Source organism: Acinetobacter sp. Q186-3, from assembly GCF_013420655.1.
Taxonomy (GTDB): Bacteria; Pseudomonadota; Gammaproteobacteria; order Pseudomonadales; family Moraxellaceae; genus Acinetobacter; species Acinetobacter indicus.
In genome coordinates this window covers 294681-319006 of record NZ_VOXS01000002.1, presented here as the reverse complement: position 1 = coordinate 319006, position 24326 = coordinate 294681, and the positions used below count along the sequence as shown (strand labels likewise).

Genomic DNA, 24326 nt, shown 5'->3' with positions numbered 1-24326 from the left:
TAATGGAGAAATCTGATAGATATGTTTTACCTGAGAGACGGATGAGGAGTTATCCAAGGGTTGTAAAAGGAAAACCTCAAAAATACCCAAGAAAAAGCCAGTCAATCTCTTAACTGACTGGCATTACCCCAAATGGAGTGCTTTTTCTAACTTAGTTCAACACTAAATTATTTCACCATGTCAGCAATTGCTGCACGTTCTTCTTCAAGCTCGTTTAGCGTGAAGTTGATACGCTCACGGCTGAATTCGTCGATTTCAAGACCTTGAACGATCTTGTATTCGCCATTTTCGCAAGTTACAGGGAAACCGAACATTACGCCTTCAGGGATACCGTAAGAACCGTCAGAAGGAATACCCATAGTTACCCATTCGCCGTTTGTGCCAAGCGCCCAATCGCGCATATGGTCGATTGCAGCATTTGCAGCAGAAGCAGCAGAAGACAGACCACGCGCTTCGATGATTGCAGCACCACGTTTACCAACAGTTGGAAGGAATACGTCTTTGTTCCATTCAGCATCGTTGATTTTGTCTTTCAAGCTTTCGCCGTTTACGTTCGCAAAACGGTAGTCAGCATACATTGTTGGAGAGTGGTTACCCCAAACTGTCATGTTTTTGATGTCAGAAACTGCAACACCAGCTTTTTGAGCAAGTTGAGTCAACGCACGGTTGTGGTCAAGACGTAACATTGCTGTGAAGTTCTTCGCTGGAAGATCTGGAGCAGATTTCATTGCGATGTAAGCATTCGTGTTCGCAGGGTTACCTACAACAAGAACTTTAACGTCACGGCTCGCAACTTCGTTCAGCGCTTGACCTTGACCGATGAAGATTTCACCGTTGACTTTAAGAAGGTCAGCACGTTCCATACCTGGACCACGTGGACGTGAACCAACTAAAAGTGCATAGTCAGCATCTTTGAATGCAACTTTAGGATCATCAGTACCGATCATGCCAGCCAATAATGGGAAAGCACAGTCGTCAAGTTCCATCATTACGCCTTTCAGCGCTTGTTGAGCTTTCTCAACAGGAATTTCTAATAATTGAAGAATAACTGGTTGGTCTTTACCCAACATTTCACCGCTAGCGATACGGAATAATAGGCTGTAACCAATTTGACCAGCAGCGCCAGTAACGGCAACGCGAACAGGTTGCTTCATGTAATTATCTCCAGTTGAGAGGATAGTTAATGCGATTAAATAGCTGTTCTATCTAATCTTAATAATCATAAACGGCAAAGATTGTACTCCAATCCTTTGTCAGATGCATGTAAAAGGCTATGGATTTCAACAAAAGTCTGATAGGAAATATAAATAAAATGCCGAAAAACGTCGGGTTTTAGTATGAACCTTTAATAATAAAGGCCGATGGACACTGGGTTTCCACGCTACTGCTGCACTGTTTATAGCGCCCATTCGGGCTATAGCAGATTTTCAATTCAGTTAAATAACTTTTGGCCTGATGCGAAGTGCACTGAAAGTGAATGCTCTTGGAATGCATGCCCGGATTCAGGCGAATAAACAGCCGGTTCAGTTCATTCTGCTGCACCACGGTAGTTTCCTGACCGGTCAGCACCGCCGGGACTTTCAGCCGGTCGGCATAGTTAATGATGGTACGGAAATACTGGCTGGCATTCATCGGTACGCAGCCACCAATACCCTGCCACAATTGCACCCGGGCATGTTCATCGGGCATGACCCGTGCCACCACTTTGGCCTGAATGGGAGACAGTTTGGCTGAAGAGCTGGTTTCGCAGTCACGACGGGAGGTTTCCGGATACAGCCCGGTAATATTCAGCGAGTAGCCTTGCAGGCATTTCCGCTGCTTGGCGCGGTTGCTGTCAAACATGCACACGGCGGGTGTCATTTGTACATCCATGACATAGCCCTGCACCGTGGCAGCACATGCAGCACTACTGAGCAATACCCCCGCCCCACCCGAAATCAGGATGAGGATTCCCGCTGGCTGCCCCCCGGCTGTCAATTTCTTCATTCTCAAACTTAGCACCTTCTCGTGTCGTTTTGAGTCCCATCCTCCAGCATCCATGCAGGAGACACCCCATCTTGTTTACTGCGTATTGCGCATTGGAATCTGCTGCATACGTTTACTGATTGATTGCGCGCCCTGACCCAGCAATAATCCATAGTGCGTGGCATTGGTCATGACGTGTTTAACGTAATCGCGTGTTTCCAGCAACGGAATGGATTCGGTATATTGATCCGCTGCCATGTTTTGAAATTCAGGCTGCCAGCGACGGGCACGGTTTGGCCCGGCATTATAGCCCGCAGTTGCTAAAACCGAGTTATTACTAAGCTGACCCTGGATGGTCGACAGATAAAACGTGCCATAACGAATATTGGTATTCATATCGGTGAGTGCCGCCGGATTATAGGTTTCCCCCATTTGGCGGGCAATTAAACGCGCGGTATCCGGCATAATCTGCATTAAACCACCCGCCCCGACATGCGAACGCGCCGTAGTCACAAAACGGCTTTCCTGACGCATCAGGCCATAGGCCCAGGCCGGATCAATCCCGGCATTCTGGCTGTGGCTGACCACATAATTCTTGTACGGCATGGCATAACGGTACTGATAATTATGCTGCTTGGTGGTGCGGTCTGCCGCATAAATGGCCCGGTCATACCAACCCATATCGGTGGCGCGTTTGGCTGCAGCCAATAACAGACCATCATCATGTTTTAAATAGGCCTGACGCACAGCCCAGTTCCATTCACGGTTAATATAACTGGCCGGTGCATTAATCTGGCGCAAGGCAAAGGCGCGTCTAAAGTGAATATCCTGATTTAAACGCTGCATATCCTGCGAACTTGGCTCACGGCTCACAGGAATCGAAGAATAGCTGTATCCGAGCTGATCTTTGGCCAGCAAATTGTGGTAATCATCCCCCTGAGCCAAACGTTTATAAATCGCGTCAGCACTGCGTTTTGAAGTGGCATCGCCACGCTGCCCAGAGGCACGCGCCAGCCAGTACTGCCAGCGGTCTTCCTGCTTTTGCGACACGCTCATGACATCAATCGCGCGAATTACACTTTCCCAGGCACCAAAACGAATCGCCTGACGGGCATAAATTTCCGCTTCTTCCGGGCTAAATGGCAGTCCATAGCTGGCATCCAGCGCATTCAGTACTTCACGGTTAAAATTGTTCTTCATGACGGTGGTGCCGCCAATATAGCCCACAGCACGATACAAGGCGCGCTGCACCGACTGCGGGGTACCTTCTGCAGCACGTTTCACCGCAGATAGAGCCGAGTTCAGGTCGGTATCGGCCAGGCGGCCCAAGGCATAAATCAGATAAGCCTGATCTTCAGCACTGGCTTTTGGTGCAGACCATAAATAGTTAAGCGGATTGGCCTGAATGCTATTCAGCTGCGACAGACTCAGGTTTAAACCTAGTCCCTGTGCAGTGGCAAGCGCCTGTCCGGATTGGCCGGCACGCAGCTGCACCCACAAACGCTGCTGTTTATCTTCCTGGGTCATCAGTGGGCTGGATAACATCATCCGGCCCAGACCGGTACAGGATTCCGGCTGCGAATTGGTGGTTAGCCAGACATCTTTAAATTCGGCAAAAACCAGCGGATCACCCGACTGGGCACGCACCTGCGCCACGGCACAGCTTTCGGCACGGTCGGCATTGGTCACATACGGCAGCACTGATACAGCATTGCTAAAATCGGCCTGTTTGACTTTTTCTTCGACATAGTCAGCGGCCAGTTTTTCTGCCATGGCCGACTGTGGATAACGTTGGGCAAACTGCACAATCGAGGCGGGTGACTGAGTGGCCAGATTGGTATTTAAAATCCAGTATTCCGGATAATAGCCGAGCACATCATTTTGCATGGCACTTTGATATTGCTGCAATAAAGAGAGGTTACTGGCATTGGCTGCCCGCAGCGCATCATTAAACTGCTCTTCGGCTGCGTACAAGGTTGGGAAAATGCTCAGTGATGCCAAACCTAACACAAGCTTTTTGCAAAAAATTCTTTTCTTTTCAGTCCATGTGCGCATGTGCCTATTTTCAGTCATTACTTCGCCTCTCCTCTCTTACCGCAATATACTAAAACAGTTTCATTATTCTCAAACACCTCAATTGTTGTGTTATGTAACCTCATGATTAAACAATATTAATTTTCGAACAATTTTAATTGATAAATCAATCTTCTGCTTCCCTCATTTAGGGCTATAAGTTTATACCCAGTTCCTGTTAAAATACGCGTTTTTCTATCACCTCTGCCGTTCAAACATTTCAGAACGGACGATCTCGATTTTATCCTTCAGGAGCCTACATGACGGTTCAAACCTTCATTCCAAATGGTGCCAAAGCTGCCTCAGAAAACACTGTTACCCAGCCACAGCACACCCCAGCCGACGGTTCAGTGAAAAAGCTGTACATCGAAACGCAAGGGTGTCAGATGAATGAGTATGACAGTCATCGTATGGCAGATCTTTTAGGCGATTCTCACGGCTATGTGCTAACCAGCAACCCTGCCGATGCCGATATCCTGCTGATGAACACCTGTTCCATCCGAGAAAAGGCTCAGGAAAAAGTGTTCTCGGAACTGGGCCGCTGGCGCAAACTGAAAGAAAAAAATCCGGATCTGGTGATTGGCGTAGGTGGCTGTGTTGCTTCTCAGGAAGGCGACAATATTCAAAAACGTGCGCCGTATGTCGATATGGTGTTTGGCCCACAGACCTTGCACCGTTTGCCACAAATGCTGGATCAGCATAATGATCAGGTTGAGAAACCGAAAAAAGAAAAAATCAAGCTGGTGGATATTTCTTTCCCGGACATTGAAAAATTCGACTTCCTGCCAGAACCGCGCGTCGAAGGTTTTAAAGCCTTTGTGTCGATTATGGAAGGCTGTTCCAAATACTGTTCTTTCTGCGTGGTGCCCTATACCCGTGGTGAAGAAGTTTCACGTCCACTCGATGACGTACTGGCGGAAATTGCCGGTTTAGCAGAAAAAGGTGTGCGTGAGATTTCACTGCTCGGTCAGAACGTGAATGGTTACCGCGGTGAAACTTTTGACGGCAACATCTGTACCTTTGCTGACCTGTTGCGTTTGGTCGCCGAAATTCCGGGGATTGGCCGTTTACGTTATACCACTTCGCATCCACTAGAATTTAATGATGACCTGATTCAGTGCTACCGTGACTTGCCACAAATGGTGTCGCATTTGCACTTGCCAGTACAAAGTGGTTCCAATGATGTATTACAGGCCATGAAACGTAACCACACCATTGATGTTTACATCGAAAAAATTGCCAAGTTACGTAAAGTGCGTCCGGACATGCATTTATCTTCCGACTTTATTATTGGCTTCCCGGGCGAAACTGACGAGAATTTTGAAGAAACCTATCGGTTTATCCAGGATATGGACTTCGATCATTCGTACAGTTTTGTCTATTCAAAACGTCCGGGCACCCCGGCTTCTGAACTGCCGGACAACACTCCGGAAGATGTCAAAAAAGAACGTCTGGCCAAAGTGCAGCAATGGATTAAACAGTCCAGTATTGACAAAACTGATGCCATGCTCGGCACCGTGCAACGTGTGTTAATTGAGAGCGTTTCGAACAAAGATCCGAATGTGCTGGTCGGCACGGCAGACAATACACGTTTGGTAACATTTATTGGTGATCCGGCTTGGGTCGGACGCTTTGCGGAGATTGAGATTACTGAGATTAAAACTTTAAATTTAGTTTATGGTGAACTCTTGAATCTTGAACCAGACGTGGCGTAATGTAAGGGAACAATACGACTACTTCTGAATAAGGAATTCTCTTGACTGCAGCAATTCGACGTACAGTAAATTTTCCTGGTATTTCAATGGAACGTCTCAAAAGCATGCTCGGTGCTTATAACGGCCACTTGAAACAGATTGGACAGCGTCTAGATGTGCAAATTTCTCATCGAGGTGATGCCTTTTTTATTGATGGTGAAATAGATGCAGTTGAGAGAGCCGAGCTCTTGCTTCAGCGTTTATATGAAGAATCGGAAAATTCCAGCCAGATTAGTGCCGACACCTTACACATGATGATTCAGGGCAGCCAGACTGACCGTGAATTGCAGATTGATGAAGAGCAGGAACATACCGGTTTAGATGCGGTCTGGTTACAGACCCGCAAAGGCCGGATTAACCCGCGCGGTGCCAACCAGAAACGTTATGTGCAGCGTATTTTACAAAGCGATATTTCGTTCGGGATTGGCCCAGCAGGAACCGGTAAAACCTACCTGGCGGTAGCTGCAGCCGTCGATATGCTGGAGCGTAATGAAATCCAGCGGATTTTACTGGTTCGCCCTGCGGTTGAAGCCGGTGAAAAACTCGGTTTCCTGCCGGGTGATTTAACCCAGAAAATTGACCCGTATTTGCGCCCGCTGTATGACGCATTATATGAAATGCTTGGCTTTGAAAAAGTCGCCAAGCTGATTGAACGTCAGGTGATTGAAGTCGCGCCGCTGGCCTATATGCGTGGTCGTACCCTGAACCATTCTTTTGTGATTCTGGATGAAGCGCAGAACACCACACCAGAACAGATGAAAATGTTCCTGACCCGTTTGGGCTTTGGCTCACGCGCCGTAATTACCGGTGACGTGACTCAGGTCGATTTACCGCGTGGTCAGCAGTCTGGTCTGGCGCATGCCCTGCGCGTGCTGGAGCACGTTAAGGAAATTCATATTACCCGTTTCCATTCACGTGATGTGGTGCGTCATCAACTGGTGCAAAAAATTGTTGAAGCCTACGAAGGCTGGGACAGTGAGCAACAACGTCTGAGTGCAGAAGCCCGTGCCGAACGCAAAGCCCGTCAGGAAGCGCTGATTGCAGAAAACGATGCCAAGGCCGATGCGCAGGACTAAACTGATCTAAGGATATATTTTGAAACTGAGTCTTTCTCTACAACAGGATGTTCAAGCCCCTGAACTGGTCTTGAAACGTGGCTATATCAAAAAAGTTGTAGAAACCACCTTGCGACATATTGGCACCCAAAGTGACTGTGAAATCGGGATCGCCTGTGTCGACAATGAAGAAAGCCATAAACTGAATCTGGAATATCGCCAGAAAGACAAACCGACCAACGTGCTGTCTTTCCCAAGTGAACTGCCCGATGAAATGGCCGAATTTCTTGATGCCTTCCCCATTGGGGATTTAGTGATCTGTATTCCGGTGGTGCTACGCGAAGCGAATGAGCAAGGCAAAGCACCGCTAACCCATTTCACCCATATGCTAGTGCATGGCACCTTGCATTTGATGGGTTATGACCATGAAACTTCAGATGAAGATGCTGAAGAAATGGAAGGCATTGAAATTGAAATTCTGGATAAGCTCGGTTTTGAAAACCCGTATTTAGAACGCGATTAAAGTAAAAAATGAAGAAGCGGGCTTAGGCTCGCTTTTTTTATAGGGTTTATTTTATGATGAGATGAATAAAAATAGATAAGCCACAATCATGAAATACGTTGTTATTTTTAAAGCGAAAATTAAAACACTTGATCCTCTGTATTTTGCCACAGCACAGCAGTTACGTCAGAAAGCCTTAAGCCAATTCCGCTGCATTCATTTTGAAGCATTAACAGAAGGTTTATCTGAAATCGCCCTATCCTATTGGCATGATCTTTCAGATATACACGCTTGGCATTTAGATGCGGAACACCAAGTCGCACAACAACTCGGACATAACACTTGGTATGAAAATTTCAGTGTTGAAGTTTGTGAAGTATTACGTCACTACAAACGCTAGCGCACCTCAAACTCCGCCTCAGCCGGGTCAAAACGCCAGGTCCGGATAATGCGTAGCTCGGAAATATCTTTCATCTTGGCATCAAAGGCACCAAAAGGAGCAGCTTTACGCACAGAAGCCTTGGCAGCTTCATCCAGCATGGTATGCCCCGAGCTTTCAATTAAACGAATCGCACGAATCCCACCGTTGGCATTTAAAATCACCATTAAACGCACCTCACCGGCCAACTGTTGCTGCTTGGCCGCTTCCGGATAATAACGGTTACCATAAAATTCGACTTTCTGACGGAATCTTTCCAGATAACCGGCTGCGACATCCTGCTTGGCCTGAATTCCATCTACGGTTTTAATTTTCTGCTGACGGCTGAAATTTTGCTGACGCTGTAAATACTGCGCTTCCAGACTGGCCACCATCGCCGCTTTGGCCTGAAACTGGCTGTTTAATTCTTCCAGCGCTTTTTTACGCTGGTTTTCCGCCGCCTGCTTTTGCCAGCTTAAGGTGGTCATTAGCACTTTTTCTTCAAAGCTCAGTTCACGCTGCTGCTGCAAACGCTCCAGACTTTCCAGCTGCTGATCACCGGCACTCTGTTCAATCATTGGTGCGAGCATATCGCTGGACATGCGGTGCGCTTCCCGGAAGGTGCCAGAACCCTGCTGGTCGGCCTGTGCTAAAAAGTCGGCATCCTTAATTTCGGTGGCACTTGGTCTTAAGCTGACTGCAATTTCCTTGACCGCGGCATCGCTTTGCTGTGGCATGACAAATTGCACCGTTAACACAGCCAGATGCGAAAGTGCCGCCAGCGTCAGTACGGTGCCAAATAGTGGATCTTTCCACCACTGCTGCGTCAAAGGTGCAAAATGAAATTTCTTTAACATCACATTAATCCGACAAAATCGCGGATTCCCCAAATCGTATAAAACGAGATAAAATAAGACTGGTTTTTACTTTTGAAAAAAAGCGAGACACTCGTCAACATGTCGTGTCACGATAAATAAAATCTTGAAAATGGTGCAGTTTATTTTGCTAAACTGCAAGCTTCAATTGGCGTATTTTTAATACAATTCGACAAGATCTCTGCAAAGTTAATAAAGATTAACCCATTGGAATGCCCTGTATGTCCCCTCTTATCTCTCTCATTTCAAAACGTTTACGTCAGATGTATCAGAAGGCTGAAGGATTTATTGAAGATGAGCGCGAATTTCCAATGTCTCAGGTTTTTCTGAATGCGACCTTTCAGCGCTTTGTCACCGACAATGTCAAAATGCTGAAAGACTTACATGCCGATTTACATGACGACTGGCTGCGTCTGTATGCGACCCTGGACTACAACGGGCTGTATATTACTTTGTCGGTAGATTTGAAACTGGTGCAGATGGAACTGAATAAAAATGTCCAGCTGATTGTATTTGAACAGATTAGTGATACCCAGGTGATTGAAGCCAAATATCCAAGCATCCTGCATAAGCTGGGTGTGCGGTTTGCGCTGTTCTTCTATCAGAAAGTGCTGAACAAAGATCCACTGGGCATGATTCTGCAAAAACTGAATGTGATTAAAGTTAAAGATGATCTATTACATTTAGACCTGAACCGCTGGCTGGGCAAGAACCGCTCGATCATTGACACTCTGGGCAAAGTGCATGTCAATCATGCGGTGTTGCGTGAAGCCGAACTGGTGGTCATGGGCAATGTCAACCTAACCACCCTATTTCGAAAAATTGCTGAAGATCGCGATCGTGAAGAAGCCGAAGAAGCACAAACGGCCACAGAAGTGACGCCCATCAAACAGAAAAAGAGCTAAAAGCTCAAACAGAGAGATTGCAGATGCCGATCAGGATTGCTACACAAGCGTTACATAAAGTGCATATTTGCAAATTTTCTCTTCATCATTCAAGCGCATAATAGAACAAAGCACAATGTGCGCTTATTTACAGCAATAGGAAACAATTTACTTATGGCTAAACACGTATTGAAAACGATGGGCATGGCAGCGGGAGTTTCGACTGCACTGTTATTTGCAGGGTTCTCAAACCAGACTTTTGCCATGAGTCCATTCCAAGCCAGTTATCAGTTCAGCTATAACGGCAAAAACCTTGGCTCTGCGACCCGAACCTTAAGCAAATCCGGCAATCAGTGGAACTATGTTTTTGCCGCCAAAGCCGGCGGGATTGCTTCGGCCACGGAAACCAGCCGCTTCACCTTTGAAAATGGCAAAATTGGTTCTTCCAGCTTTAGCCGCAGCAGCAAAATCCTGATTCATAACAACACCATGAGTATTCACTTTAATCCGGCTGCGAAAAAAATTAATACCAAAAAAGACAAAGAGTCGCGTTCATTTGCCTGGAAAGCCGGTGTACTCGATGAGCTAAATGCCGAATTGCAGATTCGTGAAGACTTAAAAAATGGTTCGCTCAAATCGACCTATTACCTGGCCGATGCCAAGGAAGTCGAAGCACGTAAATTTGTACGCCAAGGCAGTGAAAGCGTAAAAACCAATTATGGTACCTTTGACACCATTAAAGTGGCGATTAAGCACGACAAGCCGGGCCGTGAAACCATTTTCTGGTTGGCACCAAAACTGGACTACTTACCGGTGAAAGTGACCCATCTGGACAAGAAGAACTCGTATGGCCTGCTGTTAACCGGCTATAAAGGCCCAACAAGTTAATCATTTTCTCGATTTTTGCTTGCATTTTTTCAGGTGCTTTTTAAAATACGCTTTTGCTTTAAAAAGCACCTGCTGTTGAGGATTCTCCCGTGCACGCACTAGAACAGAAAATCTTAGCTGAAGGTATCGTTCTGTCTGAAGAAGTTCTGAAAGTCGATTCTTTCCTAAACCATCAAATTGATCCGGTCATGATGCAGCAAATTGGTCAAGAATTTGCGCGTTTGTTTAAAGATGCCGGCATCACCAAAATTATTACCATTGAAGCATCAGGTATTGCACCGGCAGTCATGGCAGGTTTAGAGCTGGGTGTTCCCGTGATTTTTGCACGTAAATATCAGTCTTTAACCCTAAAAGATGACCTGTATCGCTCTAAAGTGTTCTCATTCACCAAACAGGTTGAAAGCACCATCGCAATTTCGAACAAGCACATCAGCTCAAGCGACAAAGTGCTGGTGATTGATGACTTCCTGGCCAATGGTCAGGCGGCTTTAGGTCTGGCTGATCTGATTCATCAGGCCCAAGCGGAAGTGGTCGGTATTGGTATTGTGATTGAAAAATCCTTCCAGCCAGGTCGTGACCTGCTCCTGGAAAAAGGCTACCGGGTTGAATCTCTGGCGCGTGTGAAGTCACTGGCCAATGGTACGGTTGAATTTGTTCGCGACTAAGACTTTGTCTGCAATTTATATCTAAAAGAGCACTCAGGTGCTCTTTTTTTTATGGCGATGTGATTTACAAAATTCTCTACCACGCTCCAGACCGAATGGCTTAGCATAAGCCTAACGGCAAATTCTGAGCGTTTTGACCAAGGTCAGCTAACGCCTTTTGTCCTAAGCTATTGGCTCTTTGGATTGACCCAGCATTTTTAGAAGGCACTCTACACTCATGACACAAGACAATCCGTTGATGGAACACAGTATCGTCTGTCCGAAATGTGGCTCAAATCAGGTTGAAAAGCGCAACCATGAACAAAACTTACAAAAAATTGGCGGAGTATTGCTCGGGTCGGCCGGAACAGCAGCCGGAACTGTCGGCGGGGCCGCCTCCGGTGCCTCTTTAGGCGCTGCCATAGGCACCGTGGCCGGACCGTTGGGGGTGATTATGGGCGGTACCATTGGTACCTTTGTGGGTGCAATTAGTGTCGGCATTACCGGCGGTTTTCTGGGTCATCGCTTTGGTAAAAAAGCCGGGGTCATTGTGGACCAGAATATCTTCCTGGATTTTCAGTGCCTCAACTGCAAACACCGCTTTAAAGAAAAACTCTAACACCTTTGAGGTGAGGTCGATGGAGGGTGCGAGCTCACCAACGGAGCACCGCATACATTACTTCTGTGTCGGGGCGCCTTGTTCAGTCGCAGCTGGCTCTTTTGAGCTGGCCTGATCTTTGGCTTTGGTTTGTGCTTTTTCTTCAGGATAATCCGGATGATGCACCACGCTTGCTACTGCATTGGACAGCACCAGACTTAGACTCAGCACACTGAATCCCATAACGAACCACATTTTCATCTCGTATTCCTCAGTAGTTTGGATTTTTCTCAGTGTGCATGACGGCAAGGTGCTCTTTTCCTCCACAGGAAAGCACCCAACCGATCATGAATAGGGAGAGAACCGTCACAGCATAGGCTGTGTATAGAAAGACTATTAGATAGACGCCGAATTGGGGTGGTCGAAAATCACCAGAAGCAGTCATTTTCACATGAAATTCATTTAAATTAACAATCAAAAAACCAGCATCAACAGCAGAAAGCCATTAACGGATCTGAGCGCTATTTTGGCCTTGCTGCTGCTATTTTTTTTAAAGCTATTTTTTAAGCGCTGTGCAGTTTTTTCACCACGTCTGCTAAACGTAATCCTTGCGCTTCACAAAGTTTCTTTTCATCCTGACTTAAGCTCTGGTCATGACGCGGGCCGCTGACATGCGATGCACCATACGGTGTACCGCCGGTTTTGGTATTGGATAAAGCCGGATGAGCATTGCTGAGTCCCATAATCATCATGCCATGATGGAATAACGGCGGTAGCATGGTCAGCAAGGTACTTTCCTGGCCACCGTGCTGTGAACCCGATGAAGTAAATACACAGGCCGGTTTATCATGCAGGGCGCCGCTCAGCCACAGACTGGTGGTCTGATCCCAGAAGAATTTCATTTCCGAGGCCATATTGCCAAAACGGGTCGGCGAACCAAGCGCAAGACCAGCACAGTTGGCCAGGTCATCCAGGCTACAGTAAATATCACCTTCGGCCGGAATACTCGGCTCGGCAGTTTTGACCACCGCGGCAATATTCGGTACTGTACGTATTTTTACCGCTACGCCTGCTGCCTCTACCCCGTTGGCAATCAGATGGGCCATTTCACGGGTGCTGCCATACTTGCTGTAATACAGAACTAAAACATAGGGTTGCATAATGTTATCTGTAGAGTAAAAAAGAAAACTATACGGTATTTTGCTGTATTTTTGGTTAAGCTGGCACAGGAAAACACAGAAAGATCACTAAAAAAATCGAGACTTTAGCCGCATGATTGTTGAGTATTTAAAAAAGCTGCCCTTTTATGACCACCAGTGGTTTCAATTCGTGCTGTTTGTATTACGCCGTTTTGAAGCAGACCGCTGTCGTGAACAGGCCGGCTCGCTCACCTATACCACACTGTTTGCGGTGGTGCCAATGCTGACGGTTTTTCTTGTCATCATCTCCTCGATTAAAGCTTTAGAACCGGCGCGTCAGCAGTTACAGCAGCTGATTTACAGCAACTTTCTGCCCAAAACCACCATCGCCTTTGATAAGGCCCTGAATGCCTTTACCGATAAATCCAGCAATCTCACCATTATCGGGATTCTGTTCCTGTTCATTACCACTGTACTGATGCTGACCAGTATCGAAACTGCCTTTAACCGGATTTGGCGGGTAAAAGAAACCCGAGGCGGGATTATGGGCTTTATGCGCTACTGGACCATTATTTCGCTGGGGCCGATTTTACTTGGCAGCGCCTTTGTGCTGTCATCTACCGTTGCCTCGATGAATGTACTGAGCAATAACTTTGCCGGTTATGAGGTCAACGGTGCTTTTATTCTGTGGATCATTTCCTTTTCCCTGACCATTGTCGGCTTTTTTATTCTGTACTGGACCATTCCCAACCGCAATGTGCCGATTAAAGCCGCGCTGATTGCCGGCGTCTTTAGTGCGGTGGTGTTTGAGGCATTAAAAAACCTGTTCGGCTTTATCATGTCGAATTTCACCAGTTATGAAATTGTCTATGGCGCCTTTGCTGCCGTGCCGATTTTCCTGCTGTGGATTTTTCTGTCGTGGAATATTATTTTGCTGGGCGTGGAAATCAGCTTTGCCCTCACCGCTTTTAATTCCGGCAAAGACCAGAAACGCCATCCGATGATTATGCTGCTGGACCTGCTGGAGCTGTTTTATCAAAAACAGAAAAAAGGCGAAAGCGTGACCGAGCAGGAAGCACTGGAAGTACTGGGCCGCGATGAAATTGGCCGTTTACCGAATTATATCTGGATGCTGGAGCAGCAAAACCTGATTAAACGCACCGATAACGATGAACTGGTGCTGGTACGAAATTTATCGCAGGTCAATTTCTGGAGTTTTTATACCCAGCTGCCTTATCCGCTGCCGCAGCGCAAAGATGTCGGCAACATTCATCCGGATGATGAATGGATGCAGAAACTCGGACCGGCGCTGATTGAAGCCGATGACTATCTGGCAGCCAAGCTGTCGATTCCATTGTCGAAAATTTTTGAAGAAAAATAGAGGTAGCACCTGCTGATCTTTAAGGCCGGGAAATAAGCGCCAGCTAAGCGGAAATTTCGCTGGTGCTTTTCCAGCAGATCAGCGCACCCAGACTGACCAGACTACAGCCGAGCCAGAACACCCAGCCAGGCTGTAGCTGCAACAGCCACATCGAGATCAATGAAGACAGCACCGGAATAAAATAGGTGGCCAGAATTAGCAGCTGAATACGACCAAACTGAATACTCTGGTTCCAGTTATGATAGGCCATCCCAATCAGGGCACCGGCCAGCACAATCCATCCCCATAGCGAAAGGCTTGGCCATTGCCATGGCTCATCCAGTCCTACATGCAGCGCCCACAGCAAACCCGCAGTCACCACAAAAAACAGTGACACTGCATTGCTGCCTTGGGCATAGGCTCGGGTCAGCGCCCCGTAGCAGGGCCATAACAAGGCCGCTAAAAATGCCAGACTATAAGCCAACGGATTTTCCGTCAGTACGCTCCAGAGCTGGGCCAAGTTCCAGATCTCCGGATTGACCACCAGCATCAAGCCCAGTACGGCCAGCAAAAAGCCTGGAATTACCGCCCAGTGATAACGCAGCTGTTTGGCCAGAATCGCCAGCACAATACTCAGCGGCGGCCACAGATAATTGATCATGGCAATCATCAGCACCTGTTCGCGCTGTGTCGATAAAGCAATCGACAGCAGGAACAGAATTTCATAGCTGACAAATAATGCCCCACTCCCCCAGAGATAGATTTTCGGCATCTGGCTAAGTTTGGGCCAACCTTGGTGCAGCAGAATCACCAGCGCACTGACACTATAAATAAGCGCAAGTGCCAGCACCGGACTGAGCTGCTCACTAATCAGCTTGACCACACCTACTAGGCTGGCCCAGATCAGCAGTGAGCTCAAGCCCAGTGCAGTAAAGCGTTGTGATTGGCTCAGCATCAGGCCACGCGCCGCTTGAACCAGCCCTGTGCGCTGACCATAACCACGCCCAGCATCACCAGGATAGCACCCATAATAAAGCTGTGTTCCAGTTGCTCACCCAGCAGCCACACCCCAAACAGCACCCCAAATAATGGGGTTAAAAAAGAAAATACCCCCAAGCGTGAGGCCAGATAGTTTTTCAGTAACCAGAACCAGATTAAATAACTGGCAAAAGAAATCAGAATGGCATGAAACAACAGGCTGCCAATAGCGACCGGACTCCAGTGCACCACCGCCTGTCCGGACCAGTAGGCCAAAGGGAATAGCACGATAAAACCGCCCAGCAGCTGATAGAACAAGGTTTGGGTGGCTGGTGCTTCGGCCAGCGGGGTTAAGCGCACCGCTATGGTAGTGGCCGCCCATAAAATACCGGCACATAAAGCCAGAAAGTCGCCATAGAGCATGGAACTGGTTGCGGCACTGAGCTGACTGTCACGCCCCAAAAAAGTCACCACAATGCCCAGAAAAGCCAGCAGAATACCGCTCCATTGAAGCAGGGAAAGCCGTTCACTGGGCAGCTTCCAGTGCAGGCCTAAAGCTACAAAAATTGGCGCGGTATACAGCAGCACCACGGTATGGGAGGCCGAGGTAAAGCGGATGGCTTCAGCCAGCATAAAAAATTCGGCGGCAAATAGCAGCCCGACCAGCAAGCCCGGATACAAATACGTCGGTGTCCATAAATGCACACCTTGAGCCAGCCGGATTAACGGCCAGACCAGCAGCGCAGAAATCCCGGAACGCAGCGCCATTTGCATTAGCGGTGAAATATCAGGCGCGGCAATTTTCAGCACCACCTGCTGCAGTCCCCAGAAAATACACAGCACAAACATTATGCTGGCTGCTCTGGCATCCAGTGCCTGTCGTTGTTTCACCAAAATTCCTTGAAAATTCTCGTTTTTCCCTAGCCTACCTTAATTGAATTGGCAGGCATTTAAAATATGTGCTGCACGCTTTTCCTGCAATTTACACATAAACAGCTGCCATAAAAAAACGACCCGTGATGGGTCGTCCTGAGTCTGGCCTGTCACGTTTAGTTATCGCTGACAAAGGCAATATCACTGAGTCCGGCTTCACTCGCACGTGACATTACCTGGGCAACGGTATCATAACGGGCATCTTTGTCGGCACGTAATTGTACCGTTGGCTTACGTTCCTGCTCGCCTGCCGCATTTAAACGGTTTTCCAGCTCATCCAGACTGATGATCTGATCATCCCAGGCCACTTCACCCGAAGCATTAATGCTAACGGTAATCGCCTGTGGTGGTGGATCAATAATTTCTGCCGTGGTTTCTGGCAAGGTTAATGGTATTGATGGGTTGGCAACGGTCGCTGTCACCAGGAAGATGATCATCAAGACCAGCATAATGTCGATGAGCGGAATGAGGTTCATCTCATTCATGCCGCTATCGTTGTCTTCACCCAATTGAAATGCCATTAAGCTTGACCTCCCACTAAACCTTGCTGTGCAGTTTTCACTTCAGCCTGAGCGGTCGCAGAATCCTGCTGTAGCATGGTGTCAATTAACAGGTTGTGTGCATGATCTTGCAGCTCATGTGACAAGGTCCGGTTAAAACGGCTACAGATGTTATAGGCAATAACTGCTGGAATCGCGACAGCCAGACCAAAACCGGTCATGATCAGTGCTTCACCGACAGGCGTCGCCACTTGGGCAAGGCCAGCCTGACCGCTTTTACCCACCGCTACTAGCGCGTGGAAAATCCCCCATACGGTACCAAACAGACCGACAAACGGTGCCAGCGATGCAATAGTTCCGAGTACCGATACGCCTTTTTCTGCAGAGGCTTTTTCTGCCGAAATCTGGCGTAACAGCGCCTGCTCTGCCACGGCCTTGCGCTGTTCAAAACTTAAAGGCGCAAATTTGGCTTTCAGGCTGTTCAGTGCTTGAGCGAGTTGAGCATAGGCTTGCTGTTTAAGTTGGCGGGTGCCCATCAGACGCAGCACAAAAATTGTCCAGGTCGCAATCGACATTGCCAGTAACACGAAATACAGTGTTTTGCTGACTGCATCTGCATGTTGCCAATAAACTGAAAAGTTCATACTCGAACTCCTGATTAAAGTTAGCCGTTAGGATTCAATGTCAATTCAAAGGGTTGCTCGGCACGAATTGGATAAGCAACGCCATTTTCCTTGTACGGTTTGAATTTTGCACTACGCACAGCGCGTAAAATCTTTTCATCTAAAGCAGCAATGCCGCTTGAACGGGTGATCCGCGCACTGGTGATTGAGCCTTTTTCATTGGCTTCAATTAAGACCACCACGCTACGGGTTTCACCCTGTAAATCTCGGTTGGTATACGATGGTTTTGGTGAGCGGCTCCACTGCACGCCCGCCCCCCCAATGGATACCGATTTGGTTGCTGGCACAGCCGGTGCAGGCGGCGCTACTGGCGCAGGCTGTACCACCGGTTGCGGTGCCGGTTTCACCACTTTGGTTTCAGAAACCGTGGTGGTAACCGTTGGGGTTGGCTGCGGCGTTGGCTCAACCGGTTTGACCACAGGTTTTGGCGCTTCGGCCTTTTTCACCTGCTGGACTTTTTCCACTTTTTTCGGTGGTGGTGGCAATGGTTTTTCAACCACTTTCACTTCTTTGACTTCTGGTGGCTTAGGCTGTGCCGGTTTTGGTTCTGCTTTTGGTTGTGGCGGTAAAGGTTTTGGTGGTTCCTGAATTTTGACAAAGCGGACTTTTAGCGGCTCCTTGTCAATCGGTTTCAGTTCCGGTGATTCCATCTGGCTAACCGCCCACAACACCCCGATATGGCCAATAACCACGGCCACCAGTGCAGACAGCACTTTCTTTTTCATGGGATGAGGAGATTGCATCATGGGAGTAGAAGATGGACTCATTAAACTCAGTTACCTTAAAGAGGTGATAGCCAGTTTCAGATTTGACCTATCAAGCTCATCGGTTAGCACAATTAAAGTACCGCAATGATAAATGAGAAGTGTTTTCATTTGCAACAATTAATTTGGCTATTTTAATGGCTTTTTCAAATAATCAATAAAAAAGGCATACTAAAAGTATGCCTTTAAATCTGGTGATTCACAACAACTTATTGGAATACCACTGTTTTATTGCCATCGACAATAATCCGGTCTTCCAGATGCCATTTCACTGCACGCGCCAGCACGTTACGCTCCACATCCTGACCCAGTTCACGCAGCTGCTCGACAGTAAAATCGTGGCTGACACGCTCCACATCCTGCTCGATAATCGGGCCCTGGTCTAAATCCGCGGTCACATAGTGCGCAGTTGCCCCAATCAGTTTCACGCCTTTGTCATAGGCTTGCTGATACGGGTTGGCGCCAACGAAAGCTGGCAGGAAGGAATGGTGAATATTGATCACTTTCATTTCCCATTTGCTGACAAATTCTTCATCCAGAATCTGCATATAACGTGCCAGCACCAGTACATCATTGCCCTGCATCAATTCATCAATTTTTGCATAGGCTTCGCGTTTATTTTCCTTGTTAACCGGCACCACTTCAAATGGAATACCAAAGTTCTCAACCGCTTCACGTAAAGTTTCGTGATTCGACACCACTTTGGTGATTTCACACGGCAGACCACCACGCGCATGACGCCATAACAGTTCCAGCAAGGCATGATCGACTTTAGACACTAAAATACCGACCTTTTTCACATCGGCCACCAAGGCCAGACGCCATTGCATTTCATAACGCTCGGCCACATTGCTGGCAAAGGTCTGGATCAGGCTTTCACGACGGCTTTGCAGATGATCCAGCTCGAATTCAACGCGCATGAAATAACGCCCGCCCTGAGCTTCAGTCGCGTATTGATCAAGTGCGGTAATATTTGCTCCCTGATGATACAAAAAGCTCGATACAGCCTGCACGATACCTGGCTTATCCTCACAAGTAATCAGTAAACGTGCAGTATTCGCAGTCGTCATATTCATGTTGGTTTATATCACTAATCAGTTAAATTGAAAAAATAAGCCGGCTATTCTAGCGCGTTTCCTTAACAGACTAAATAGGGGAATCAGTTTCTGTATTCTTGCTTGAAGATAAGCTGGCAAACAGTTCCGATGAACCCAGGGTCTGTAACAGGCCTTCATAGGTTTGACGGCTTTCACCACGCAAATACGCCCCTTCCAGGAATACCATCTGACGCAGCGCCTGCCAGACCCACTTCTCTTCCAGCGTATTCGAGTCGGTAATATGCCCCGACATATACAGGAAGTTGGTCCAGTTGGTCAGCACAATCCACAGGTTAATAATTAAGGCTTCAATTTCCGAGTCGGTCATTTCCATTAACCCGGCTTCCACGAAGGCTTTATAAATTTTTTGTCCCTGCTGCATCACCTGTCCGGCAAAACGCGGATACATTTTGCGGAAATCTTCGTTATTTTCCACCAGATGATAGACATCCCGATGCAAAAAGCGGTAGTTCCATAACTGGCTGCTGAGGACCTGAAAGTAATGAATCTTATCATTGGCATCCAGCGGACGGTCATCTGGCAAGGCCAGCATGCTCAGGGTTTCGGCCTGATACTGCTCCATCAGCTCTTTAATAATTTCGTTTTTATTGCGGAAATGATAGTACAAATTACCCGGACTCATCCCCAATTCAGCTGCAATATGATTGGTCGTCACGACACGTTCGCCACGTTCATTAAAAAGTTGCAGGCTTAACTGCAAAATACGTTCTTTGGTTTTCACCGTTTTCGAGTGTGACATCCTAAAGTAACCATTCTTTCAAACTGTTAAGAAACTAACAGATAAAGTAACTTGACTATTTAGAGTAAATACTCTAAAAACTAAATTAATTGATTCAATCGAATGGTAACACGCCATGAACAGTCAAACAAAAACAACTTCGATGACCACTCCCGACAGCACGCCCCATAACCTTGATGCACAACGTTTACATGATGTTCTGGCCTTGCAGAAATACGCCTATCAGCGCTATCCGCTGCCAACTGCCAAAGAACGGATTGACCGTCTGACACGGTTAAAACGGGTGCTGGTGAAATATCAGGATCAGTTTGCCGAAGCAATTAATGAAGACTATGGTAACCGTTCGATGGACGAGACCAAAATTGGCGAATTACTCACCTGCCTTGAACATATCAAATACTATAGCAAAAACCTCAGTGGCTGGATGAAACCGTCAAAGCGACACGTCGGAATTATTCATCAGCCGGCCAAAGCCTGGGTGCAATATCAGCCTTTGGGTGTGGTCGGCATTATTGCACCGTGGAATTATCCGCTGTTACTGTCGGTCGGTCCGTTAATCTGCGCTTTAGCAGCCGGCAACCATGCCATGATTAAAATTTCCAGTGCCTCGATGCATTTTGGCCGCGTGCTGGAAAATGCCATTGCCGAAGCCTTCCCGCAGGAACTGGTGGCGGTCATTACCGGTGGTGGTGCAATTTCCGATACCTTTAGTCATCTGGCCTTCGATAAAATGATTTTTACCGGTTCGACCAATGTCGGTAAAACCGTGATGGCGGCAGCAGCTGAAAATCTGGTGCCGGTGATTTTAGAGCTGGGCGGCAAATCGCCCGTGCTGGTGCATCCATCAAGTGATATGGCCGATGTTGCCGAGCGGATTGCGGTTGGTAAACTCTGGAATGCCGGACAGACCTGCGTGGCACCGGACTATATGTTCCTGCCTAAGGGCAAAACCGCCGAATTCCTGAATCATTATGAACAATATATTAAGCAGATGTATCCAAGTCTGCGCGACAATCAGGATTACACCTCCATTATTAATGACAAGCAGTACAACCGGCTGCAGGGCTATTTAGACAATGCCCGTGAACAGGGCGCCCAACTGATTGAAATCAATCCACAAAATGAACTGCTGGACGATGTACGCAAAGTCGCTCCGACCGTACTGACCGGGGTCACCACCGAAATGCGCATCATGAAAGAGGAAATTTTCGGACCACTGCTGCCCATCATGGAATATGAACAAATTGATGATGTAATCGAGTTTATTAATAGCCGTCCGCGTCCACTTGCATTATACTACTTCGACTTTGATCAGGCGCGTGCCGACTATGTCGCACAGCGTACCCATTCAGGGCATTTCGGACAAAACATGGTACTGACCCATGTCGCACAGGATGACTTACCATTTGGTGGTGTCGGTGCGTCAGGGATGGGCAAATATCATGGTCCCGAAGGATTCTTCAGTTTGTCGCATGAACGCTCGGTGATGTCTAATCCGAAGCTGTATAGCTTGAAATACATCCTGCCGCCGTTCAATAAGCCGATTCACAGACTAATTTCAAAGATGCTTCTTCGCTAAATGATCAAGGCATGAGCTATTAGCATGGCTCATGCTGCGTTTTCCTGAAAATCGCTTGTCTTTTAAGCGCATTTTTGGTATAAAACGCCCCTTGAATGAATTCATCCGTTTATTTTTGACTGGCCATACAGATTTGCTGTTGGCTAAATCAATGGAGTTACACCATGTCTAAGGTTTGCCAAGTTACCGGCAAGCGTCCAGTCGTTGGTAACAACGTCTCACACGCCAACAACAAAACTAAGCGCCGGTTCGAGCCGAACCTGCACCACCACCGTTTCTGGTTAGAAAGCGAAAAACGTTTTGTACGTCTTCGTTTAACCACTAAAGGTATGCGTATTATCGACAAATTGGGCATTGAAAAGGTTGTTGCTGACCTACGTGCTCAAGGTCAAAAGATCTAAGTAAGGAGTCAGGACAATGCGTGATAAGATTCGCTTAGTTTCTACAGCTGGTACAGGTTATTTCTATACCACGACTAAAAACAAACGTACTATGCCGGAAAAAATGGAAATCAAAAAATTTGATCCAAAAATCCGTCAACACGTAATCTTCAAAGAAGCTAAAATCAAATAATTTTGGCTTTTTGAAAAAAACGACCTCTCTGCAGGTCGTTTTTTTTGCACTTTTTTTCTTCCAGTTGTTAAAATTTCCTGATCTTTTCAATCTGGCACTCTCTGTGCTTGTCTTTTTTACCCTTAACCTTGGCTTAAGGAGTTGTTAGTGCCGCATGATGTAGAACTTATTATCTTATTGGCTGTCGGCTTTGGACTGGCCTTACTGTTCGGCTATATTGCCGCCCGTTTACGTTTACCGCCCCTGATCGGTTATCTGGTGGCCGGTATCCTGATTAGTCCAAATACGCCCGGCGTGGTCGGTGATATTCACCTGGCCAACCAGCTGGCTGAACTGGGTGTGATGTTCCTGATGTTTGGCGTCGGGATGCATTTCTCGCTCAATGACCTGATGCAAGTCAAACGGATTGCCCTGCCCGGTGCCATCCTGCAGATTACTGTCGCCACTTTACTGGGGATTGGAGTCTCGATGATGTGGGGCTGGAGTTTCGGCTCTGCACTGGTGTTCGGTCTTAGCCTGTCCTGTGCCAGTACGGTAGTTCTACTCAAAGCACTGGGAGATCGCGGCCTGCTAGACTCGGTCAACGGCAAGATTGCCGTGGGCTGGCTGCTGGTCGAAGATCTGGTGATGGTACTGGTGCTGGTACTGTTACCGGCTACTGCGGTCCTGTTGGGTGGACAGGCACTTGCCGGTAGTGCAGCTGATGAAAACATCTGGCTGACACTGGGCATTACCCTGTTAAAAGTCACCGGCTTTATTGCCTTTATGCTGATTGTCGGAAAACGATTGGTACCCTGGATTATGCAGGTGGTGGCGCGTCTAGGTTCCCGTGAACTGTTTACCCTGACTGTGGTCGCGGCGGCCGTGTCAATTGCCTTTGGTGCCTATAAAGTCTTTGGTGTGTCGATGGCACTGGGCGCCTTCTTTGCCGGTATGGTGGTGAAAGAATCTGACTTTAGCCATCGTGCTGAAGAAGAAACCCTGCCGCTACGGGAGATTTTCTCGATCCTGTTCTTCGTGTCGGTGGGGATGCTGTTTGACCCGCGGATTCTGCTGGAAGAACCGCTGCATGTGCTGGCAGTGGTCGGCATTATCATGATTGGTAAAACCATTGCCGCCATGGCCCTGGTCCTGTTCTTCCGCTACCCGATTAACACTGCATTAACGGTGGGTGCTTCACTGGCGCAGATTGGTGAATTCTCCTTTATTCTGGCCACGCTCGGCGTATCGTTACAGCTGCTGTCTCTAGAAGGTCAAAACCTGATTCTGGCCGGTGCCCTGATTTCCATTACCTTAAACACCTTCCTGTTTTCGGCGATTGAACCGGTACAGCGCTGGATTCGCGAGCGCTCACATCTGGCCCGTTTGCTGGAACGCAGTGGCGACCCGCTGGCGATGTTACCCGATGAAGTTTCACAAGATTACCTGCGTGATCAGGTGGTGATTATTGGCCATGGTGAAGTTGGCCGCCGCATTACCAAAAACCTGATGGCAGAAAATATCAAGGTGGTGATTGCCGAAGAAAACCGTGAGATTGTCGAAAACCTGCGGGAAAAAGGCATTGCTGCGGTATCTGGTGTGGCCACTGAGCCTGGAGTACTGATTCAGGCACATATTCAACATGCCCGTTTACTGGTGATTTCACCGATGGACATTATTGATATTCATAAAATTGTTGATATTGCGACTACTTTGAATCCGCAAATTCAGGTGCTGATCTGCGCGGAAAGCAAAGAAGAAGCCGAAGTCATTCGCCGTGACAATATTGGTGAGGTGTACTTTGCCAAAGAAGAAATGGCCAAGAACATGAGCAATCATATTTTAAACCAGATTGAAATTGCCCATCATCAACCACCCTCACATTAAGCCTCAGGCACAAAAAAGCGCACCTTCAGGTGCGCTTTTGCATTCCAGAGCATGAGCCGACTAGCTCAGATACTTCGGCTGCTCATCAACCACTTCGGCCTGCCATTCATTGACCTGCTTTTCCAGCAGCCCGAATAATGCGGCCTGAATCATGTGCTGGGCGACAATTGGCGTCTGATCTCCCAGCAGGGCTTTGACTTCATCATTAAACTGGATTTTGACCAGAGGTTCCTGTTCTGAACCAGCATTACGCAATGCCAACTCACCACCTTCAAGCTGAACCAATTCCAAAATCGCGTCCTGATTTCCAAATAAGGCTTTTAACTGTTCTATAGACATAATTCCTCCATGTTCAACATGGTGGCAAAGATGGACTCTTTGCATCGCTTAGATAGTTAATATGATGTCAGGTTTTCAGAATTCAAGGGACACTGGTCG

Annotated in this window: 27 protein-coding genes; 13 read left to right on the top strand and 14 right to left on the bottom strand. The window is 47.5% G+C overall.

What is annotated here, in order from left to right; all coding sequences use genetic code 11:
- Positions 1–167 precede the first annotated feature (167 nt).
- The 3 genes from FTT64_RS03260 to FTT64_RS03250 form a co-directional block, all read right to left on the bottom strand.
- On the bottom strand, positions 168–1154 hold the full coding sequence (locus tag FTT64_RS03260; RefSeq protein WP_005182191.1) for a malate dehydrogenase: 987 nt from the start codon (positions 1152–1154) through the stop codon (positions 168–170).
- 178 nt (positions 1155–1332) lie between these two features.
- Complete coding sequence (locus tag FTT64_RS03255) at positions 1333–1986, bottom strand: ribonuclease I (protein ID WP_045796419.1); 654 nt, start codon at positions 1984–1986, stop codon at positions 1333–1335.
- A 75-nt stretch (positions 1987–2061) separates the two neighbouring features.
- On the bottom strand, positions 2062–4038 hold the full coding sequence (locus FTT64_RS03250) for a lytic transglycosylase domain-containing protein (RefSeq protein ID WP_163169946.1): 1977 nt from the start codon (positions 4036–4038) through the stop codon (positions 2062–2064).
- A gap of 260 nt (positions 4039–4298) precedes the next feature.
- On the opposite strand from FTT64_RS03250, the gene miaB reads away from it, so the two are divergent.
- From miaB to FTT64_RS03230, 4 genes are all read left to right on the top strand, one after another.
- Positions 4299–5753 (top strand): tRNA (N6-isopentenyl adenosine(37)-C2)-methylthiotransferase MiaB, encoded by a 1455-nt coding sequence (gene miaB / locus FTT64_RS03245; protein WP_104472822.1) that lies wholly within the window; start codon positions 4299–4301, stop codon positions 5751–5753.
- A gap of 41 nt (positions 5754–5794) precedes the next feature.
- A complete protein-coding gene (locus tag FTT64_RS03240; protein ID WP_016659561.1) occupies positions 5795–6868 on the top strand; it encodes a PhoH family protein in 1074 nt (357 codons plus the stop codon).
- A gap of 19 nt (positions 6869–6887) precedes the next feature.
- On the top strand, positions 6888–7370 hold the full coding sequence (gene ybeY, locus FTT64_RS03235; RefSeq protein ID WP_005182166.1) for an rRNA maturation RNase YbeY: 483 nt from the start codon (positions 6888–6890) through the stop codon (positions 7368–7370).
- Positions 7371–7458: 88 nt separating this feature from the next.
- Positions 7459–7749, top strand: coding sequence for an antibiotic biosynthesis monooxygenase (locus tag FTT64_RS03230; protein WP_163169943.1), 291 nt, complete (start codon positions 7459–7461; stop codon positions 7747–7749).
- On the opposite strand, the gene FTT64_RS03225 is transcribed toward FTT64_RS03230, so the two are convergent.
- Entirely contained in the window at positions 7746–8624 is an 879-nt protein-coding gene (locus FTT64_RS03225; protein WP_180006786.1) for an energy transducer TonB, read from the bottom strand. The two genes, FTT64_RS03230 and FTT64_RS03225, sit on opposite strands and share 4 nt — an antisense overlap.
- Positions 8625–8863: 239 nt before the next feature.
- Between FTT64_RS03225 and FTT64_RS03220 the strand changes: the two genes are divergently transcribed.
- From FTT64_RS03220 to FTT64_RS03205, 4 genes are all read left to right on the top strand, one after another.
- Entirely contained in the window at positions 8864–9547 is a 684-nt protein-coding gene (locus FTT64_RS03220; protein WP_016659565.1) for a hypothetical protein, read from the top strand.
- A 153-nt stretch (positions 9548–9700) separates the two neighbouring features.
- Complete coding sequence (locus FTT64_RS03215) at positions 9701–10414, top strand: DUF3108 domain-containing protein (protein WP_005182145.1); 714 nt, start codon at positions 9701–9703, stop codon at positions 10412–10414.
- An 89-nt stretch (positions 10415–10503) separates the two neighbouring features.
- Complete coding sequence (locus FTT64_RS03210) at positions 10504–11079, top strand: xanthine phosphoribosyltransferase (protein ID WP_005182137.1); 576 nt, start codon at positions 10504–10506, stop codon at positions 11077–11079.
- 217 nt (positions 11080–11296) lie between these two features.
- Positions 11297–11677 (top strand): hypothetical protein, encoded by a 381-nt coding sequence (locus FTT64_RS03205; RefSeq protein WP_005182135.1) that lies wholly within the window; start codon positions 11297–11299, stop codon positions 11675–11677.
- 57 nt (positions 11678–11734) lie between these two features.
- On the opposite strand, the gene FTT64_RS03200 is transcribed toward FTT64_RS03205, so the two are convergent.
- Both FTT64_RS03200 and wrbA read right to left on the bottom strand, forming a co-directional pair.
- A complete protein-coding gene (locus FTT64_RS03200) occupies positions 11735–11917 on the bottom strand; it encodes a hypothetical protein (RefSeq protein WP_045796412.1) in 183 nt (60 codons plus the stop codon).
- A 302-nt stretch (positions 11918–12219) separates the two neighbouring features.
- Positions 12220–12816 carry an NAD(P)H:quinone oxidoreductase gene (gene wrbA / locus FTT64_RS03195; RefSeq protein ID WP_104470746.1) on the bottom strand — a complete coding sequence of 199 codons (597 nt, stop codon included), beginning with the start codon at positions 12814–12816 and terminating at the stop codon, positions 12220–12222.
- Between the two features lie 112 nt (positions 12817–12928).
- Here wrbA and FTT64_RS03190 point away from each other — a divergent pair, with 112 nt between their 5' ends.
- Positions 12929–14176 (top strand): YihY family inner membrane protein, encoded by a 1248-nt coding sequence (locus FTT64_RS03190; protein ID WP_005182132.1) that lies wholly within the window; start codon positions 12929–12931, stop codon positions 14174–14176.
- Between the two features lie 43 nt (positions 14177–14219).
- On the opposite strand, the gene yddG is transcribed toward FTT64_RS03190, so the two are convergent.
- The 7 genes from yddG to FTT64_RS03155 all read right to left on the bottom strand — a co-directional run bounded on the left by yddG (position 14220) and on the right by FTT64_RS03155 (position 19870).
- Positions 14220–15110, bottom strand: a complete 891-nt coding sequence (yddG, locus tag FTT64_RS03185; protein WP_160241633.1) for an aromatic amino acid DMT transporter YddG — start codon at positions 15108–15110, stop codon at positions 14220–14222.
- Positions 15110–16024 carry a DMT family transporter gene (locus tag FTT64_RS03180; protein WP_127799009.1) on the bottom strand — a complete coding sequence of 305 codons (915 nt, stop codon included), beginning with the start codon at positions 16022–16024 and terminating at the stop codon, positions 15110–15112. The genes yddG and FTT64_RS03180 overlap by 1 nt, the downstream gene beginning before the upstream one ends.
- A gap of 158 nt (positions 16025–16182) precedes the next feature.
- Positions 16183–16587 (bottom strand): biopolymer transporter ExbD, encoded by a 405-nt coding sequence (locus FTT64_RS03175; RefSeq protein ID WP_005182129.1) that lies wholly within the window; start codon positions 16585–16587, stop codon positions 16183–16185.
- On the bottom strand, positions 16587–17210 hold the full coding sequence (locus tag FTT64_RS03170; protein ID WP_005182127.1) for a MotA/TolQ/ExbB proton channel family protein: 624 nt from the start codon (positions 17208–17210) through the stop codon (positions 16587–16589). Before FTT64_RS03170 ends, FTT64_RS03175 begins: the two co-directional genes overlap by 1 nt.
- 20 nt (positions 17211–17230) lie before the next feature.
- Positions 17231–18016, bottom strand: coding sequence for an energy transducer TonB (locus FTT64_RS03165; protein ID WP_168389928.1), 786 nt, complete (start codon positions 18014–18016; stop codon positions 17231–17233).
- A 206-nt stretch (positions 18017–18222) separates the two neighbouring features.
- Positions 18223–19089, bottom strand: coding sequence for a formyltetrahydrofolate deformylase (gene purU, locus FTT64_RS03160; RefSeq protein ID WP_005182122.1), 867 nt, complete (start codon positions 19087–19089; stop codon positions 18223–18225).
- Between the two features lie 70 nt (positions 19090–19159).
- Positions 19160–19870, bottom strand: coding sequence for a TetR/AcrR family transcriptional regulator (locus tag FTT64_RS03155; protein ID WP_005182118.1), 711 nt, complete (start codon positions 19868–19870; stop codon positions 19160–19162).
- Between the two features lie 115 nt (positions 19871–19985).
- Here FTT64_RS03155 and FTT64_RS03150 point away from each other — a divergent pair, with 115 nt between their 5' ends.
- From FTT64_RS03150 to FTT64_RS03135, 4 genes are all read left to right on the top strand, one after another.
- A complete protein-coding gene (locus FTT64_RS03150) occupies positions 19986–21449 on the top strand; it encodes a coniferyl aldehyde dehydrogenase (RefSeq protein WP_168396957.1) in 1464 nt (487 codons plus the stop codon).
- A gap of 164 nt (positions 21450–21613) precedes the next feature.
- Positions 21614–21850: a 50S ribosomal protein L28 gene (gene rpmB, locus FTT64_RS03145; RefSeq protein WP_000048256.1), complete on the top strand. Its 237-nt coding sequence runs from the start codon at positions 21614–21616 to the stop codon at positions 21848–21850.
- A 16-nt stretch (positions 21851–21866) separates the two neighbouring features.
- Positions 21867–22022: a 50S ribosomal protein L33 gene (rpmG, locus tag FTT64_RS03140; protein WP_003654787.1), complete on the top strand. Its 156-nt coding sequence runs from the start codon at positions 21867–21869 to the stop codon at positions 22020–22022.
- A 147-nt stretch (positions 22023–22169) separates the two neighbouring features.
- Positions 22170–23888 (top strand): cation:proton antiporter, encoded by a 1719-nt coding sequence (locus FTT64_RS03135; protein WP_075167257.1) that lies wholly within the window; start codon positions 22170–22172, stop codon positions 23886–23888.
- A 60-nt stretch (positions 23889–23948) separates the two neighbouring features.
- Here the strand turns inward: FTT64_RS03135 and FTT64_RS03130 are convergent, their stop codons facing one another.
- On the bottom strand, positions 23949–24227 hold the full coding sequence (locus tag FTT64_RS03130) for a hypothetical protein (protein ID WP_005182110.1): 279 nt from the start codon (positions 24225–24227) through the stop codon (positions 23949–23951).
- Between the last annotated feature and the right edge of the window lie 99 nt (positions 24228–24326).